Annotated in this window: 19 protein-coding genes; 7 read left to right on the top strand and 12 right to left on the bottom strand. The window is 48.0% G+C overall.

Translation table 11 applies throughout. The features are described 5' to 3' along the window. Window positions 1-5: 5 nt before the first annotated feature. The 7 genes from aqpZ to nusB are packed head-to-tail and all read right to left on the bottom strand — an operon-like array spanning window position 6 to window position 4,279. Entirely contained in the window at window positions 6-695 is a 690-nt protein-coding gene (gene aqpZ / locus PKI34_06575) for an aquaporin Z (GenBank protein HNS17467.1), read from the bottom strand. A gap of 56 nt (window positions 696-751) precedes the next feature. After that, window positions 752-1,291, bottom strand: coding sequence for a hypothetical protein (locus PKI34_06570; protein HNS17466.1), 540 nt, complete (start codon window positions 1,289-1,291; stop codon window positions 752-754). 27 nt (window positions 1,292-1,318) lie between these two features. Further along, window positions 1,319-1,960, bottom strand: a complete 642-nt coding sequence (gene coaE, locus PKI34_06565) for a dephospho-CoA kinase (protein HNS17465.1) — start codon at window positions 1,958-1,960, stop codon at window positions 1,319-1,321. 6 nt (window positions 1,961-1,966) lie between these two features. Then, window positions 1,967-2,437, bottom strand: coding sequence for a hypothetical protein (locus PKI34_06560; GenBank protein HNS17464.1), 471 nt, complete (start codon window positions 2,435-2,437; stop codon window positions 1,967-1,969). A gap of 30 nt (window positions 2,438-2,467) precedes the next feature. Next, complete coding sequence (yajC, locus tag PKI34_06555; protein HNS17463.1) at window positions 2,468-2,797, bottom strand: preprotein translocase subunit YajC; 330 nt, start codon at window positions 2,795-2,797, stop codon at window positions 2,468-2,470. 27 nt (window positions 2,798-2,824) lie between these two features. Next, window positions 2,825-3,286 carry a DUF1573 domain-containing protein gene (locus PKI34_06550; GenBank protein ID HNS17462.1) on the bottom strand — a complete coding sequence of 154 codons (462 nt, stop codon included), beginning with the start codon at window positions 3,284-3,286 and terminating at the stop codon, window positions 2,825-2,827. 39 nt (window positions 3,287-3,325) lie between these two features. Then, window positions 3,326-4,279, bottom strand: a complete 954-nt coding sequence (gene nusB, locus PKI34_06545; GenBank protein ID HNS17461.1) for a transcription antitermination factor NusB — start codon at window positions 4,277-4,279, stop codon at window positions 3,326-3,328. A gap of 123 nt (window positions 4,280-4,402) precedes the next feature. Between nusB and PKI34_06540 the strand changes: the two genes are divergently transcribed. The 7 genes from PKI34_06540 to PKI34_06510 all read left to right on the top strand — a co-directional run bounded on the left by PKI34_06540 (window position 4,403) and on the right by PKI34_06510 (window position 12,047). After that, window positions 4,403-4,792, top strand: a complete 390-nt coding sequence (locus PKI34_06540) for a DUF3276 family protein (GenBank protein ID HNS17460.1) — start codon at window positions 4,403-4,405, stop codon at window positions 4,790-4,792. A 185-nt stretch (window positions 4,793-4,977) separates the two neighbouring features. Next, window positions 4,978-5,784, top strand: a complete 807-nt coding sequence (locus PKI34_06535; GenBank protein HNS17459.1) for an AAA family ATPase — start codon at window positions 4,978-4,980, stop codon at window positions 5,782-5,784. After that, complete coding sequence (locus tag PKI34_06530; GenBank protein ID HNS17458.1) at window positions 5,781-6,665, top strand: ParB/RepB/Spo0J family partition protein; 885 nt, start codon at window positions 5,781-5,783, stop codon at window positions 6,663-6,665. The genes PKI34_06535 and PKI34_06530 overlap by 4 nt, the downstream gene beginning before the upstream one ends. A 27-nt stretch (window positions 6,666-6,692) precedes the next feature. Further along, complete coding sequence (locus PKI34_06525; GenBank protein ID HNS17457.1) at window positions 6,693-7,331, top strand: DUF5683 domain-containing protein; 639 nt, start codon at window positions 6,693-6,695, stop codon at window positions 7,329-7,331. Window positions 7,332-7,418: 87 nt separating this feature from the next. Then, on the top strand, window positions 7,419-8,927 hold the full coding sequence (gene lepB / locus PKI34_06520) for a signal peptidase I (GenBank protein HNS17456.1): 1,509 nt from the start codon (window positions 7,419-7,421) through the stop codon (window positions 8,925-8,927). Window positions 8,928-8,951: 24 nt separating this feature from the next. Further along, window positions 8,952-11,396, top strand: a complete 2,445-nt coding sequence (locus PKI34_06515; protein ID HNS17455.1) for a DNA translocase FtsK — start codon at window positions 8,952-8,954, stop codon at window positions 11,394-11,396. Between the two features lie 3 nt (window positions 11,397-11,399). Next, window positions 11,400-12,047 (top strand): outer membrane lipoprotein carrier protein LolA, encoded by a 648-nt coding sequence (locus tag PKI34_06510; protein HNS17454.1) that lies wholly within the window; start codon window positions 11,400-11,402, stop codon window positions 12,045-12,047. Between the two features lie 7 nt (window positions 12,048-12,054). On the opposite strand, the gene PKI34_06505 is transcribed toward PKI34_06510, so the two are convergent. From PKI34_06505 to PKI34_06485, 5 genes are read right to left on the bottom strand one after another with little or no spacing between them, the layout of a single operon-like run. Then, the gene (locus tag PKI34_06505; protein ID HNS17453.1) at window positions 12,055-13,644 is read right to left on the bottom strand and encodes a LysM peptidoglycan-binding domain-containing protein; all 1,590 of its coding nucleotides are present in this window, start codon (window positions 13,642-13,644) and stop codon (window positions 12,055-12,057) included. Between the two features lie 15 nt (window positions 13,645-13,659). Next, window positions 13,660-15,189: a glutamine-hydrolyzing GMP synthase gene (gene guaA / locus PKI34_06500; protein HNS17452.1), complete on the bottom strand. Its 1,530-nt coding sequence runs from the start codon at window positions 15,187-15,189 to the stop codon at window positions 13,660-13,662. Between the two features lie 17 nt (window positions 15,190-15,206). Next, window positions 15,207-16,067 carry a metallophosphoesterase gene (locus PKI34_06495; protein HNS17451.1) on the bottom strand — a complete coding sequence of 287 codons (861 nt, stop codon included), beginning with the start codon at window positions 16,065-16,067 and terminating at the stop codon, window positions 15,207-15,209. A gap of 4 nt (window positions 16,068-16,071) precedes the next feature. Beyond that, window positions 16,072-16,458 carry a nucleotidyltransferase domain-containing protein gene (locus PKI34_06490; protein HNS17450.1) on the bottom strand — a complete coding sequence of 129 codons (387 nt, stop codon included), beginning with the start codon at window positions 16,456-16,458 and terminating at the stop codon, window positions 16,072-16,074. A 32-nt stretch (window positions 16,459-16,490) separates the two neighbouring features. After that, a complete protein-coding gene (locus PKI34_06485) occupies window positions 16,491-18,203 on the bottom strand; it encodes a M23 family metallopeptidase (GenBank protein ID HNS17449.1) in 1,713 nt (570 codons plus the stop codon). Window positions 18,204-18,236: the final 33 nt, after the last annotated feature.

Raw genomic sequence — 18,236 nt, 5'->3', positions numbered from 1 at the left:
ACCCATCACCCCTTCCTGAACAAGTACCTCCCCACCCATCCGGCTGCGATCGCGCCGCAAATAGGGGCGACCCAGAACAGCCAGAGCTGTGAAAGGTATGCACCTCCCGCAAAAATGGCCTGACTCGTGCTGCGGGCAGGGTTAACGGATGTATTGGTCACCGGGATGCTGATGAGGTGGATCAGCGTCAAAGCAAGACCAATGGCCAGGGGAGCAAAACCTTTGGGCGCCCTTTCGTCAATGGCACCGATGATCACCAGGAGAAAGAAAAAGGTCATGACAAACTCCGTGATCAGAGCGGAGACCAGTGAATATCCGCCCGGAGAAAGTTCACCATATCCATTGGCTGCAAATCCGCCGACTTCCGTAAATCCTTCCTTGCCGGTCACTATCAGGTAAATGATGACTGCAGCCGCGATGGCTCCAAGAACCTGGACAATGATGTACCCCCATAACTCTTTCAGTTGAAATTTTCCTGCGGCCCAGAGTCCGAAAGACACTGCAGGATTGAAGTGGGCACCGGAAATGTGTCCGACCGCATAGGCCATTGTCACCACCGTAAGGCCAAAGGCAAGGGCAACACCGGCGAAGCCAATGCCCAGCTCAGGAAAGGCAGCTGCGAAAACAGCGCTGCCGCACCCTCCGAGTACAAGCCAAAAGGTACCGAAGAATTCAGCGAATAATTTTTTACTCATGGTTTTTCAAATTAGGTTGGTAAAAAAATTGAATGAAACTTGGTTACTAAGCGAATTTAGGATGATTTACCCTTCTCTCCCACAAAATAATCATCTTTTTCTTCAAACAACAGGTTAAAGGAAGTCAATGAGCCGTAGATGCGTGTAATGTACTGCTGCAACTCTATCTTTTCCACTTCGGGGATCGTACTGCTGTTGATCTTCTGCTCCATCACCCTTACCCTGTCGCGGATCAGGACGATCTTGTGAAAAAGCGCATCAATGGGCATGTCCTTGTTCTGTATGTTCCTGTCTCCGGGTTCAAGAATGAGGCGCCCTCCCTCCCATTTCCTGCCGATCCTGACGGTTTCCTGGATATCGGTCAGCCGCCTTATCAGCTTGATAAAGCTTCTCTCCACCTGTTCATAACTGATCAGATCCATCTCAGGAGCCACGTAGTCCAGAACCTCAAGGTCACTGAAGGTCTTCAGGATCTGTTTCCTTCCATAATCGATGAAGGTAATCTCATAGGAATCTGCATACACTTGTATGACGACACCTTTACCAAACTCCGGATGCTGAACCCGCGATCCGATGCCCATTGTAAGTTCTTCCATAATAATTGTCGATTGTCAGTGGTCAATTTATAATTTTCGATTTGATTTATTTTTTTTGATCTTTGATCTTTGATCTTCGATCTTTGATCTAAAAAGAAGTTCCTCGTGTATCCTGAGTACCTGAGGTATCACCAGGTGCCCGCCGTCGTTAATAATCACGAAATCGGCTTTGCTTGCTTTTTCTTCGTCGCTCCACTGGTTTTTCATCCGCGCAAGCACTTCATCCCTGGTAATCCGGTCACGTGCCATCACCCGTTCCAGCCTGAGCTCCTCAGGTGCTGACACGGTAATGACCGCATCACAGTCGCGGCTGAAACCGCTCTCAAAAAGAATGGCTGCTTCCTGCAAGGTATACGGAACCGATATCCTTTCTGACAGCCAGCGTGCAAGCTTCTGTTTTACCCTTGGATGAATGAGCTCATTTAGTACCCTCAGGGAATGAGGATCATTGAAAACGATTTTGGCCAGTTGTTTTCTGAGGATCCGGGAATTTTCATCCAGGACCCTTTCACCGAAAAATTGAACGATTTCCGACCTGACCTCAGGCTCCTGCAGCAGCAACCGGGCCTCGGCATCCGCGTAAAAGACATCCACACCAATTACTTCGAAAATCCTTGCCACTGTGGATTTTCCGCTTCCAATGCTTCCGGTCAGTCCAATTTTCAACATACGACATTACAAATTGCTTTCCTGCCGTTTCATCAATCCGATATAGACCGTGTCGGGAGAGATCCCGTTTATGGCATTGGCCATCCCAAGCTGTTTTTCAACCTCCCTGATAAGGGGAACAGTGGGGATGCGGATCAGATCAACGGCCCCTGCTTTTTCTAAAGGTAAATCCTTGATGCTGATCAGCAACGGCTCGTGGGACCTGAAAAACCTCTGTCGGATCAGGTCTTTGCCCATCAATTCAACATTCAGCAGCAGGTAATTTGCAGATGCAGATGCAATCGCCTTTCCTTCAGGAAGATCAATGTAGCTGACAGGATACTTGATCAATGAGTAATCTTCTCTTGACAGCATGACACCGATCCACATCATGGAAGCGATGATGAGGCATACCATGAACACCGGAAAATCATCCTTGAAAATATGCCGGATGAACTTTCTCAGCCTGATTCGCAGGGATTCCTGATCTTTTCTCAAAACAGGCGGGTTTAACCGAAGGAATGCGGACTATTTTTTTGTTTCGTCAAGATGAGCGGCTTGATCCATGGCTACCGCTGATTTCTCAATTTTCAGTCTGGTGCCTTCAGAGTCGATGATGAAGGATGTGTCCCTCACCTCGATGATCTTGCCGTGGATGCCTCCGATGGTAACGACCCTGTCGCCGTTTTTCAGGTTTTCCCTGTATTTTTTCTGTTCTTTGGTCCGCTTCATCTGCGGGCGGATGAAGAAAAGATAAAAGATAACGATGATCAGCACCAGGAAAATAAGTGAGCTGTACCCCCCACCCTTCGCTCCCTCCTGAGGAGCAAAAAGTAAAATGCTTAACAGAGTTGTCATAATCATAATTTTTTGGTTTATAATGAATTATCGTTCCGGGATCTCAATTTTTGCTTTGACGGTCAGCGTATGTTTGTTGGGTTGTGCATTGGTGAGCACCGTGACGGTCTTGCTCTGAAATCCTTTTCGGCCTTCGCTGTTGAATGTCACCTGGAGAACGCCCTGTTCCCCCGGCCTGACCGGTTCTTTTGAATATTTCGAAACGGTACAGCCACAGGAACTGCTGACGGAGGAAATGAGCAGGTCACTTTTGCCGGTGTTTCTGAACTTGAATGCATACGTCACGACTTCTCCCTGGATGATCCGGCCAAAATCATGTTCATCCGCATCAAAGGTAATGACCGGTAAGTGATCCGGTTTCGCATCCTCCACAGCAGAATTGGGATTATAGATCATATCCGTGGGGAGCTTGCTGTCGTCCTTTGATTGGCATCCACCCAGGGACGACATCATGAGGATCAGGAATATCAGGGTCCAGGGGTATCGCATAGGCCGTAATTGAATGCAAAAATAGCATTTTTTAACAATCTACCGGTCGAGCAGCCCCCTGCCCGACTTATTTATCCGGTTTTCCAGGGTCAGCTCGCTGATAAGCTTATCGAGGATCCCATTGATGAAGACCTTGCTTTTGGGTGTGCTGTACTCTTTGGATATTTCTATGTATTCATTGAAGGAGACCTTGACGGGAATGGAGGGGAATTCAGTGATCTCGGTCAGGGCCATTTTCAGCAGCAGCATATCCAGCATGGCGATCCGTTCGGTGTCCCAGTTCAGTGTACGCGCGGAGATCAATTCTTCATATTCATCGTTGTGCCTGATCGTCTGTTTATAGAGCACGACGGCAAACTCCTTGTCCTCCTCTTCCGGTAAAGGAGTCAATCCCGGCAGAAGGTCAGTCCGGGCCGCATTTTCCTCCAGGGCTTTGATCGTCTTTTCAATGTAATAGTAGGCCACGTTACAATCGTTTGCCCAGTGCATGTACTTTTCTTCATAAAAGCTCAGCAGGGCTTCGTCGTTCTGGAGGAACTGCCTGAAAAGATCAAGCAGGAACGTCCTGTCGCTCTCATAGGAATCGAGGGGAGATGACATGTAATCCTTATACAGGTCGCTGGTCCGGATCGACTGGTAGAGTCTTCTGACAAGCTCTTCCTCTTCTTTCCAGGATATTTTCAAATGATCCGAGCGACGGTAATAGTCCAGGCTCCCGGCCAGTTGCTGGATGATGCGGTTGTCGACAAAACGTGTATTCGGATGCAGATCCTCTTCCGTCGGAAGGTATTTCTGTTTGGCCTCTTCGAGGCGGTGGAGTGCAAAGTCAAAAATTTCAATCAGGAACGACAGCTGGTAAACATAAAGCTCATGAAGCCGTTGAATGCTTCGCACCAGCTCATCTTCCCCCCTGAGAATGTCCGGATCATTGTTCAGGGTAAAAGCGTACAATGCCTGCATCACTTTGATCCTGATATGTCGGCGGCTTAACATAAATGATGTGAATGAACTCTGTTGAAAGCCGGGCAAATGTAATAAAAATGTAAATATTAACAAAAATCCCTTTCATTTTTGATGGAAATGTTTATTTTTGTAGGTTGATAAAAAAGTATTGGTATGGAAGAGTATGATAATACAGGCAGAAAAGAGGAGATTTTTTCGTTGGCGATCCGGGCAGGCAAAAGAACCTATTTCTTTGATGTGAAAGCTACGAGATCCGACGAATATTATCTGACGATCACGGAAAGCAAGCGTAAATTCAACAACGAAGAGGGTAAGTTTTTCTATGAGAAACATAAATTGTTTCTTTACAAGGAAGATTTCGATAAGTTCCAGAACGGACTTCAGGGAGTGATCGAATTTATCCAGACAGGGAAAAAGCCAGAATTACCCGACCTTGATTCAGGTAGCGCTGTTCACCAGGAACCCGGCAATGATCCTCCGGATTCTCACACAGACGTAACCTTTGAGGATCTTGATCTGGAAGGTGGTCCTGACAAGGCCTGAAATGTTCATAAGTTAATCGGTCAGCTGTCCTTCCGGACAGCTTATTTCGTAATTTTATCCCCGGCAGATGCATCCCTTTTGAATCATCATTTCCCGAAACTGGATCGGCTGAAATGAAGGTGCACCAGAGACCTCAAACCCCCTGGCAATGCCATAAACCAACAAGGACGTTCAATTAGGTGACCATGGGTAAGGTAATAACCATTGCAAATCAAAAAGGCGGTGTGGGGAAGACTACCACCGCGATCAATCTGTGCGCAAGCCTGGCCGTTCTGGAATATAAAACGCTCCTGATCGACGCTGATCCCCAGGCCAATGCCACCTCCGGCGTGGGCTTTGATCCCAGGAACATCAAGACCAGCATCTATGAATGCATCCTCGATGAAGTCGAACCTGCCAACATTATCCTGAACACCCGCACACCCTACCTGGACCTGTTGCCGGCACACATTGACCTTGTCGGCGCTGAAATTGAGCTGATCGACATGCCCAACCGGGAAAAGATGATGCGACGAGTCATCGAAAAGATCAAAAGCAACTATGCCTTCATCATCATTGATTGCGGCCCCTCCCTGGGATTGATCACGGTCAATGCGCTCACCGCCGCCGACTCCGTCATCATCCCTGTACAATGCGAATATTTTGCGCTGGAAGGCCTCGGCAAACTACTCAATACGATCAAGATCGTGCAGACCAGGCTGAATCCGAAACTCGACATCGAAGGGATCCTGCTGACGATGTACGATGCCCGGCTGAGGCTCTCCAATCAGGTCGTCCAGGAAGTAAAAACACATTTCCAACAGATGGTCTTCGACACGGTCATATTTCGGAATATACGTCTGAGCGAAGCGCCCAGCTTCGGAGAGACCATCATCATGCATGATGCTGACAGCAAGGGCGCAATCAATTATCTCAACCTGGCACGGGAACTCCTGCAAAAGAACGGATTGATTTCCAGTCCCGGCCAGGGTATCATGGAACACAATAAATGAAAGAAAAACGAAAAGCCCTGGGCAGAGGATTGGAGGCAATCCTCGATGTGCCCGATACAATGATTTCATCAAAGGACCGGACAGGACAACCTGCCATCGGTGCGGTGACGAACATACTGATCGCAAACATCGAAGCAAATCCTTTCCAGCCAAGGGATTCAATGGAAGAAGCCAGCCTGCAGGAACTTTCTGAATCCATCCGTACACTCGGCATCATTCAGCCACTGACGGTCAGAAGCCTTGGGTACGATAAATACCAGCTGATCGTGGGCGAAAGAAGACTGCTCGCAGCAAAACGGGCCGGACTGCACGAAGTACCTGCCTACATCCGAGTGGCCAACGACCAGGAAATGCTCGAAATGGCCCTTGTTGAAAACATTCAGCGAAAAGAGCTCAATCCCGTCCAAATCGCCATCGGATTCCAGCGCCTGATCGAAGAATGTAACCTGACACAGGAACAATTGAGCCAGCGTGTGGGCAAGAACCGGACTACCATCAGCAATTTCATCCGCCTGCTGAAACTACCCCCTGAAATTCAACTGGCCCTGCGAAATGGAACCATCACCATGGGCCACGCACGGGCATTGATCAGCATTGAAAATGCTGATGATCAAGTAAATATGTTCAGGGTGATCCTCGAAAAAAATCTTTCTGTCCGGCAAGTGGAACAACTTGTGAGGGAGTTGCGAATCCCGGTGACTCCTCCCGTGAAAACAACAAGAGCCCCTTTACCTCAAAAATATGCCGACCTGATGCAATACCTTACCGGAAAGCTGTCGGCAAAAGTTGATCTTCAATGCAATACTAAGGGCAAAGGTTCGATCGTTATTTCATTTGATTCCGATGATGAACTGGAGAGGATCATCTCCCATTTTTCATGATCGCCTCAACGAACTTTGACCGGCTTGATGAAGGCTTACCCAAATAATCATCCTGTTACCAGCTCACGAAGCAGCCAGACGGTCTGCAGATTACAGATCATTTTTCTGCTGGTTCTGTCCTTCTGCCTTTCATCATCCCTTTCCCTGGCCCAGGATACGCTCACGGCTCCTTTACCCGGCAAAGAAACACCTTTGCAAAAAACACACTCCCCTAAAAAAGCATCCATCTACTCGGCGGTGTTGCCGGGGCTCGGGCAGGCCTATAATCACAAATACTGGAAAATACCCATCATTTATGCAGGCTTCGGTGCCTTCGCCTATTTTCTTCATACAAATTTCAACGAATACGAGAAATTCCACGAGGCCTATCTCTGGAAAGTCAAAGGCGACACGATCCCCATAGATAATGAGTACATTTATAAGTACGAAACTGCAGACCAGCTAAAAAATGGAACTGATTACTACCGGAGGAATTTTGAGCTGACCTGCATTCTCACAGGCGTGTGGTATCTCCTGAATATTCTGGATGCAACAGTGGATGCGCATCTGATGGACTATGACATCAATGAGGATCTGTCGGTACATGTTCAGCCAGGCCTGGCCCGGCCAACAACAGCTCCCCGGCAACCCATCGCAGGGATCACGATGACCCTGCGTTTTAAATGACGCCTCCTGAAGTTAACATAAATTAACACGTCTGAGACTTGATGTTTGAATTATTCTCTGTTATTTTGACTGTTTAAACCTCATAAAATGGACCAATCACTTATTCTGTTGCTGATCTTTATCTTTACACCTGTCTTTTGCTGGAAGGTCTTTGAAGATGCAGGTTATCAGGGGTGGACATCAGTCATTCCCTTTTATAATTACTATATCTGGCTGAAGGTCATCAAGAAACCCCTCTGGTGGTACATCTTTCTGATCATTCCTTTTATCAATTTCTTCATGGTTTTCCTTATGTACGTGGAAACCGCCAAGTGCTATCAGAAATACGATCTTGGCAACCAGGCGCTTGCCGTGATTTTCCCGTTCATCTATCTGCCCTATCTGGGCTGGTCGAAGAAAGAAACCTACCTTGATCCCGACAAGCGCCCGCCAATAAAAAGGAGTTCAGCCAGGGAATGGGTGGATGCCATCATTTTTGCCGTGGTGGCAGCTTCGATCATCCGGATGTTTCTGATTGAAGCCTACACTATACCGACCTCTTCCATGGAAAAGTCATTGCTGGTGGGCGACTTTTTATTTGTGAGCAAATTTAACTTCGGGCCTAAACAGCCCACTACACCCCTTTCCTTTCCATTTGTCCACAATACAATGCCCTTTTCAAAAACCGCCAAATCCTACCTGGAATGGATGAAACTACCTTACTATCGCTTTCCCGGACTGGAAAAGATCCAGAACAACGACGTTGTTGTCTTTAATTATCCCAACGGCGATACGGTTGCCATCAAGATCCAGAACCCTGATTATTATGCGTTGGCCAGGCAATATGGCAGAAAAAGGATCTGGAACGACCAGGTGAATTTTGGCAGGGTGATCTACCGGCCAGTCGACAAACGTGAAAACTACATTAAAAGATGCATCGGCATCCCCGGTGACACGCTGCAGATCATTGACGACGTCGTCCATATCAATGGCAAGGAGCTGATCTCCCCGGGAGTCAGACAGTTTAAGTTTATCGTCACCACCAATGGAGACCCCATCAATCCCAAACGACTGGAAAAGCTCAGGGTCACCGAAGAGGTTCGGACCGTCGGCCGGAATCAGTACGAGATCACACTGACCGAAAAAGCATTGGAGGAGATAAAGGGCTATTCCAATGTTCTCAGCATCGTTAGGTCCAACGCTCCCAGGGATAATTGGGCACCCTATATATTCCCTTATGACTCCGCTTACAAGTGGAATGAAGATAATTACGGACCACTGGTCATCCCCAGAAAGGGCATGACCGTGTCCATCAATCTGACGAACCTGCCGCTTTATGAAAGGATCATCGACGTTTTTGAAAACAACGACCTGGACATTGCAGGAAACAAGATCTACATTAACGGTGAGGAAAAAAGTTCCTATACATTTAAAATGGATTATTACTGGATGATGGGCGATAACCGCCATAATTCTGCAGATTCCCGTTTCTGGGGATATGTCCCGGAAGATCATGTCGTAGGCAAAGCCGTATTTGTCTGGTTATCGCTCGATAAGAACAAACCGCTCTTCGGAGGGAAGGTCAGGTGGAACAAACTGTTCAGGGTCATCCGGTAAGGATCACCATAAAATCTTATATCATTGGCTTTAAAAGAAAATAACAGCAGAAAAAACACACTCAGGGAAGAGAAAAAGCCTGCTGCTTCGACAAAAAGCAGAAAATCAAAGTCTGCCGGTAAGGAGAAGGGGCCTGCTTTCTTCCACAATGAAAAGGTGCACCAGGCAGCAGGGGTCATCCTGCTTGCATTTGCGCTCTTCCTTGCCTTTGCATTCGTCTCCTACTTTTTTTCATGGGTAAGGGATGATGCATTAGGAGATATTTCCTTCAAGCGGATACTGAGCGACGACACGATCCATATCAGCAACTGGACAGGCCGTCTGGGGGCAGCACTGGCGCATCAGTTCATCAAGGAATGGTTCGGGGTCGCTTCCTTTTTGTTTATCCTTATCCTTCTCGCCATTAGTCTGAAACTGATCTTTAAAACTTCCATCCTCCCCGTAGCTAAAACGATCATCTATTCGGTGTTTGGCATCCTCTATGTCTCCATCGCAATCGGTTTTTTCATGGATCAGCAGCACGAGCTGTATACAGTACTTGCAGGCTCCTTCGGTTATTGGTCAGTTCAATGGTTCAAAGGTCTGATAGGCAATCCGGGAATCATCCTGATGCTGACCGGGCTTTTGCTCATCTTCCTTATTGTGGCCATTAATCTCCAGATCAAAGAATTCTTCAGACGCAAATCCCGTGAGGAAGGATCTGGATGGCTGAACGGAAAGGAAGTCACTGCCACTGGGCTGGTCCCCGGCAGTGATACTTTGTCAGAAGGTTCAGCTGAAGAACCAATCCGGCAGGAATGGGACCCTATCCGCGAGCGGGAAGAAGAATCAGAGGAAGCGGCTGCCGGAGTGGATGTTAAACCAGCGGTGGAATTCGAGATACGGACTCCACAAGCCGAAAACGAATCTGCTGCCAAAAGCGACAATGGTGATCTGCCTCACTACACAATCGATACCCTTTATGATCCCACACTGGACCTGGCTCATTATCAGTTCCCTCCGCTTAGTCTGTTAAATGACTACAAGGAGCAACAAGCAGGGGTCAACAAAGAAGAGCTGGAAGCGAACAAGAACAGGATCGTCGAAACCCTGAACAATTACCTGATCAGCATCGATAAGATCACGGCCACGATCGGTCCGGCCGTCACACTTTACGAAATCGTTCCCAGCCCGGGTATCCGAATCGCCAAGATCAAGAACCTGGAAGATGATATCGCCCTGAGCCTGTCGGCCCTGGGTATCCGAATCATTGCTCCCCTTCCCGGAAAAGGAACCATCGGGATCGAAGTCCCCAATAAGAACCCTGAGATCGTATCCCTTAAGTCCATTCTGTCGTCGGACCGGTTCCAGAGCAGTAAATTCAATCTCCCCTTCGGTATCGGCAAGACCATTTCCAATGAAAGTTACATTGCCGACCTGACCAAAATGCCCCACATCCTGATGGCAGGAGCTACCGGGCAGGGCAAATCCGTGGGATTGAATGCCATCATTGCATCCCTGCTTTATAAAAAGCATCCGTCACAGGTGAAGTTTGTTCTGGTCGACCCAAAAAAAGTGGAACTTACCCTGTTCTCAAAAATCGAGCGGCATTTCCTTGCCAAACTGCCGGATGTGGAGGATGCCATCATCACCAACACAAGGCAGGTGGTAAGGACACTGAACTCGCTCAACATTGAGATGGATAGCCGCTATGACCTCCTTAAGGATGCACAGGTCAGGAACCTGCAGGAATACAACAACAAGTTCATAGAACGCAAACTCAATCCGAATGATGGACACCGGTTTCTCCCCTACATCGTGGTCGTGGTGGATGAGTTTGCTGATCTGATCATGACGGCCGGTAAAGAGATTGAAACGCCGCTGACCAGGCTGGCACAGCTTGCCAGGGCCATTGGCATACACCTGATCCTGGCCACGCAGCGTCCCTCGGTGAACATCATTACCGGAACCATCAAAGCCAATTTCCCGGCCAGGATCGCCTACAGGGTAATATCGAAGATCGATTCGCGGACCATCCTGGATTCCAGCGGCGCCGATCAGCTCATCGGCCGTGGCGATATGCTGCTCAACACCGGAAATGACCTGGTCAGGCTGCAGTGCGCATTCGTTGACATCGAAGAGGTGGACCGGATCACGGAATTCATAGGCTCACAGCGTGGCTACCCCGATGCGTTCTACCTTCCCGAATACCTGGATGAGGAAGATGAAGCCAACAAGGATTTCGACCCTTCCCAGCGGGATGAAATGTTTGAAGATGCAGCCCGTACCGTCGTTCAGCATCAACACGGGTCCACATCCCTGCTGCAGCGCAAATTAAAACTGGGATACAACAGGGCAGGACGCATCATCGACCAGCTGGAGGCCGCCGGCATCGTAGGCCCTTTTGAAGGCAGCAAGGCCAGAGAAGTTAAAATTAAAAATGAAATGGCTTTGGAACAATTATTGAAAGAACTGCGGGAGAATATTTAAGAGATGAAAAAATCAATCCGGTTCATTGCAGCCTGCATCCCTTTCCTGGCCATTACCTTGTCATCAGCAGCCCAAGGTGACAAAGCCGGTGAGATCCTTGAGGCGCTGAAGAAAAAATCCCAGGCGTATCAGACCGTTCAAGCCGAATTTACCTATGCGATCATCAATCCAAACGAAAACCTGGACGAAACCTTCCCCGGCATCCTGTACATCAAGGGAGACCGTTACCGCCTTGCCATTGCCGGTCAGCTGGTGATCTGTGACGGCACGACAACGTGGACCTATCTTGAAGAAGCACAGGAGGTTCAGATAAACTCAGTCGAAGAAGACGACGAATCCATAACACCAGCAAAGATCTTTACCTCTTTTTTCGATGCGTACAAGCCGACTTTCCTCGGAGAAATCAACAGGGAAGGTAAAATAATCCAAAAGATTGAACTTATCCCACCCGAGGAGAAATCTTTCTCAAAAATGATCCTGGAAATCGAAAAAAACAAACTGGAGATTGTTCAGTTCGCGATTCTGGATAAAAGTGGCAATACCTTCACGTACATCATGAGCAGGTTCGTTACGGACATCCCCATCGGTGAAGACAAATTCACGTTCAACACCCTGGCTTATCCGGATGCGGAAATCATTGACATGCGTTAATGAATCCTTACCTGACCCTGACCAGCCGGTAATTCTCAAACCTGAAAACACTGACATGTTCATTTTCAAATCCACCTTCTCCCTGCCGGTGAAAATCAAAACCTATCTGTAAGCCATCATAAGACAGGAACGGCAGGCAAGCCGTAAAATCAGGACCGAATTCCATCAGCGCTTTCAGGAAATAGAAAACAATGTCAAATCCTTCATAAGCATGCCCATCGGCTGATGGCTCATTTTCATAGGCGTACCTGAAATTAACAATGTAACGTTTGACCTGCTCATCCGAAAAATCAACGAATTCAGAGGCAAAAAGATGCAGGTTCAGTTTCATGGCATAATCCAGGTCAAGATTGTAATCCATCCATTCAGGCATCCCGGTCAGCAAAATCTTATAGGTTCGGCTCAGCGGCTGAATGTACGACATGATATTCGCAACGAAGACCCGTTGGGTTGAAACACAGATCAGGATGTTATCCCGTTCTGCAGATAGCTTTGCAGTCAGTCCGCTGATACCTTCAAGATGATAAAACAGGTCCGTCACCCTGCCACTAGCACCAAGGCTGTCCTCCCTTCCGGCCCAGGAGGGCAAATCCGTGTAAAGTCTGGCCAGGAGCTTATCCTTTAAAAACTGAAGTGTATCCAGATCCCTTGTCTTGGTTTGATGAACAAAGATGTAATTTGCTTCCGGATAGGTAGTTGCCAGGTACTCGGCCATTTGGTTCAGCCGGCCATAGAAGGACGGTTGCACCTTAAACACCCACGGGTTGTCCAGGATCACGTCGTTACGCTTTGAAAAAGGATTGACAATGGGTATTCTTTGCTTCCGTGCAAAATCCGCCACAATTTCAAAGGGTCCTTTGAAAACCGGCCCGATAATCAGATTCATTTTATCGAAACCCTGACCTGAAAGAATGTTATTTACCGGAGTAATATCCTCTGTGACATCATAAACAAATAACTTAACGTTCAGTCCTGATCTTACCAGCGAATCCAGCGCAATACGTGCTCCCTCATAGAATTGTATGAACCTGAAAGCCTTGTACTCCTTCTCAGTTACGGAAACAGCAACCGAGTCATCCGTTTCAATAAAGTCCGTTTCGCCAAGGTATAACGGTAACAGAAGGGCCACACGAAAATAATCCCCGCCATAAACATACTTGTCGCAATGACGATCAGCAACGGAGGCTTCAACAGCAATCTCTTCCTGCACCTCCACAGGCTGTACAGTTGCCCTGGATTTTATGACAAGCGTTCCTGAAGAGGCTTTTTCAAATTGCCGGGGATCTTTGACCGGGATCTTGATGGTTTGCCCTTTTTTAATCCCGTTCCGCAAGATGGGATTGAGCAGAAAGAGCTCATCAATCGTAACATTGTACTGCTTTGACAGGCCATAAAGTGTCTCTTTTTTCTGAACCAAATGGTTGCGGTAATATACCAGGGTATCTTTTTCAACCAGTTCACCCTGATGCGACACAAGGTTCAGGTCACCGGATTCAGAACCCGGACCGGCAGTGGCGGTTGGACTTTTATCCTGTGCAAATGCAGGAACCAACAGAAATTCAAGAAACAACACGAATGCGAAGAGCTTATTTCTCATGCCGAAGTTATCTTCTTATTCCCATTCAATGGTGGCGGGTGGCTTGGAGCTGATGTCATACACAACCCTGTTGACACCTTTCACTTTGTTGATGATCTCATTGGATATTGAAGCCAGAAAATCATACGGTAACCGCGACCAGTCAGCAGTCATCCCATCCGTTGAAGTCACAGCCCTCAATACGACCACATTTTCGTACGTACGCTCATCTCCCATCACTCCAACTGAGCTGACGGGCAACAGAATCGCTGCAGCCTGCCAAACCGTACCGTACAATCCATTTTTCTTCAAACCCTCCACATACAACCAGTCTACCTCCTGCAGCATTTTCACCTTCCCCGGAGTGATCTCTCCGACGATCCGGATGCCCAGACCGGGTCCCGGAAAAGGATGACGGCCCAGCAACTCCTCATCAATGCCCAGGATCGCTCCCACCCTCCTGACCTCGTCTTTGAAAAGGCTTTTCAAAGGCTCGACCACTTTAAGTTGCATAACGTCAGGCAGCCCTCCAACATTGTGATGCGACTTGATCGTGGAGGACGGACCTTTTACGGAGATGGATTCGATCACGTCAGGATAAATGGTTCCTTGCGCTAACCATTTAACATTTAATATTTTACGAGCTTCTTCATCAAACACTTCAATGAACATCCTGCCAATGATTTTTCGTTTTTGTTCAGGATCAGTCGCTCCTTTCAATGCCTGAAGAAAACGGTTGCCAGCATCCACTCCTTTTACGTTGAGTCCATAGTGACGATAGGAATGCAGCACCATGGCAAATTCCTTTTTCCGGAGAAGACCATTGTCAACAAAAATGCAGTGCAGGTTCTTACCGATGGCCTTATGCAGCAAAAGAGCGGTGACCGTTGAATCAACGCCTCCTGAAAGTCCGAGAACGACCTTGTCGTTTTTCAGCGTCGCCTTCCATTCCCTGACTTTTGACTCAACAAAGGAGTCGGGGGTCCAGGATTGCCGGCAGCCGCAGATGGTCACGACAAAATTCCTGAGCAGCGTCATTCCTTCCGTTGTGTGATAGACCTCCGGGTGAAACTGGATTCCAAAGGTCTGTTCACCTTCCGCCTCAAAGCCCGCAATCTGAACATCCGGTGTACTTGCAATGGATCTGAATGCCGCCGGAAGGCTCAAAATGGTATCTCCGTGCGACATCCAAACCTGGCTGCCTTCGTGCATGCCGTTCATCAGGGGACTGATGCTGTCGATATGCGAAAGTTTCGCCCTGCCATATTCTCTGTGGGAAGAAGGCATCACATTGCCGCCTTCGTGAAGCGCCAGGTATTGTGCCCCATAGCACACGCCCAGCAGGGGTACCTTCTTCCTGAGCAAAGACAGGTCGGGTACCGGTGCATTTTTATCCCGGACAGAAAAGGGACTGCCTGAAAGAATGACTCCTTTTACAGCCGATGTCAGGGCAGGAACCGCATGGCAGGGATGGATCTCGCAATACACATGGAGTTCCCTTACCCTTCGGGCGATCAGCTGGGTGTACTGAGAACCGAAATCCAGGATCAGGATCATTTCTTGCATGGGAGCAAAGATAAAATTTATATCAACACCCTTAGGGCATCCACGGGCCTTTCCAGATCGAATTTGATGACCGCCAGCTCCGGTTTATCCCACGACGCATTAAACGCCACCGTACGGCCGATCTGCTGGCTCCAGGAACCTGTCAGCCTTGATGATTCGTGGATATGCCCGTGCAGGGTTAACCAGGGCTGTCTTTTCTCAAGGAATTCCTTGATGGCCATGCTCCCGACGTGGACATCCATGGGTACGTGATCAACCATGATCCCATCCAGCGCAGCCCGGTCCAGGCAGGTGTCATAGGGCGGTGAGTGGAAAAGGAAAACCGCCCGTTCCATTTCTTCTCCGCCGGCAAGCAATTCAAGGTGTTTGCGGATAGTGCTGTGCTCAACATCCTCCCTCTCTTCGACGGTGCGAAAGCCCTCGGTCGGGGAAATGCTTCCTGGATCCACAAATCTTGAAATATCATAGCGCTCCCAGTCCTTCAGGTGGAAAGGAGTGGGTGGAACAAATGAATAACCGAACAGGCTGTAGCCCAGGAAAGATGCTCTTTTGAAGTGGAGGTAATTCCATAGTGAGCTTGATTCACCCTGGATAAAATAGGGTTCCTCTGAACGGGGATCATCATTGCCCATGATCAGGAAAACGGAAGGATAATCCTGATCCAGGTCCACCCTGAGCTGTTCAAACTGCGGAATGAGAAATTCCGTGCTGAAATGACTGATCACGCCATCCCTGTAGTGCATCGGGCGCAGACGATGGGGAAGCAGATCACCGCCCATAAAGACCGCCAGGGGCCTCTCGACCCGGATGAGCTGAAATAATTTTTCGTAGCGGTCAATATGCCCGTGCAGGTCGGATACAAAAAAACATGGGACCATAACCTTATCCATTTCTTAATCTCACAGGTCTTGCCGGGTCGTCCACCGCATTGATCCTGACTGCGAAACTGGTTCTGTCTTTAATGTCCTGATCGGTGATCAGGTGAAGATCAATGATCCCTCCCTGCGTTTTGTAACCTGTCTTCAAAAAGTTCATTTCGGCCAGGCATAAGCTCCACCCTTCGATCCAGGCTCTCAGGATCTCCATTTTACCAGGATCGTCCTGGACGTGTATCATCAGATCAATATCGCTTCCCGGTCCGGCAGTTGCATTTTTTGTACTTCCCAGCACATAGATGCCCATCACTCCGAAACGGTCAAAATCCATTTGACCGGCGATCTGCTCCACCATGTGTAACCTCCAGCGCCAGTGTTCATCCGAATGTTTCACGGTAACAGAATTTGTTTGCGGATTGGTTCAATTCAATAGGTGACCGTGGCTTGATACACCCGGGTATTGTTTTTCCGGTCAGTGACCTCAAGCCGGAACACATTGCTGCCTTTCAGCAGATAACGGTCAAAGTCATAGATCAGCAGGTTGTTCTTTTCATCATATTCCATCAGGATCCATTCTCCATTCAATGTAGGATTGTACGATTCAATTCCACTCTGGTCGTCCTTAATTTCGACCTTAAGCTGCTTCATCCCGGCCAGGCTCTTTTTATCTGTGAAATTGACCGGTTTGATCACTGGCCTGATGGTATCCACCATCAGGCTGAAATTTCCAAACCGAGCCGATTTACCGACCACAAATCCATCCTCGTAAGAACTGCGGATCGCATCAGCCTTCCCATTCTCATCCAGCTGAACCATATAGAGCTTATCCTCCAGTCCTTTTGCCTTTTCCAGGGGCTTTATCCGAAGGGTCATGGATTTGTGCAGGGGCGTGAACCTGTTGTGAACCTTATGCACTTTGGCGACCGTATTTTTCCAGGGACCGGCAGTGGCGTACTGCAGTACAAGATCCGTGTAAAGCGCCCCGGATGGAATCTCAACCTTGAAGTCATCGGTTTCATAGGAATTCGGCAAGTAATACATAAAATGAAAACTGTCGAATTTATCCGGAAAAGGTATAAAAGGCTGAATTGAAGTCACTTTCATGCCTTTGGCATAAAATTCAAGGTGAGACGTATTTCCCTGTACATCCTTGACAATAAAAATCAAATCATAGATCTTATCATCATCAAAGTAGATGATCCCGTTTTCTTTTACCTCATCGTATTCACTGAACTTATTGTTTGGATCAATGGCTGTCCGGATATAGCGCCTGCTGTTTTTTTTGTATTCACTGTAATCATACACGCTGTTAACATAACGGGTTTCCTCAAAGGAGAAGGTTGTGGTGGTGTATTTGAAAATACGTTCATCATCCATCAGGAGTTCGACTGAATAAATGCCATACTTTCTGTCCGAATCGCTCAGCAGATCATAGGTTTGCAATCCAAAACTGATCTTCCCTTTCAGCTTCAGTGTATCCTGCCCGGCAAGGGTGTACCTCTGCCCGGCCTTTTCAGCGGCAATGACAATGGTGTCCGTTTTTCCGTCAATGGTACTGTAGTCATCCATGGCATAGACCTTCAGTGAAGTGATGACCGGTTTGACCAGATCGTTGACAGGTAAACCGAAAAGAAGAGGATTCAGTGGTTGCTGAGTAGCATCGTCCCTTATTTCGAAGTGAAGATGAGGTCCGAATGAATATCCGCTGTTACCTGAGGATGCGATCACCTGTCCCTTCGTAACGGGAAACATCTCCCTGTCGGGAAAAACATCAATCTCGTAGGAGCGTTGATCATATTGCTTTTCGATGACATACTGGCGCACGGCCGGGTTAAAATCACGCAAATGTCCGTAAACGGAAACAAATCCATTGGGGTGCGTCACATAGATCGCCTTGCCATATCCCGAAGAGGTGATCTTGATCCGGGATATGTATCCGTCGGCGATGGAATAGATGGAGCGGCCTTCTACTCCTCCGGTCCGGATATCGATCCCCGAATGAAAATGGTCGGAACGGAACTCCCCGAAGGTGGCCGACAACGACAACCTGAAATCAACGGGAGAACGGAAATAATCTTTTGGAAATTCAGGATTCTGGCCGAAGGACAACCTGGCTGAAAACAAGATGGGCAGCAGCACTCCGAACCACAATAAAAATCTTAAAAAATTCCG

It is taken from the genome of Bacteroidales bacterium (assembly GCA_035342335.1).
GTDB lineage: Bacteria > Bacteroidota > Bacteroidia > Bacteroidales > JAGONC01 > JAGONC01.
This window is presented reverse-complemented; position numbering and strand designations above follow the sequence as displayed.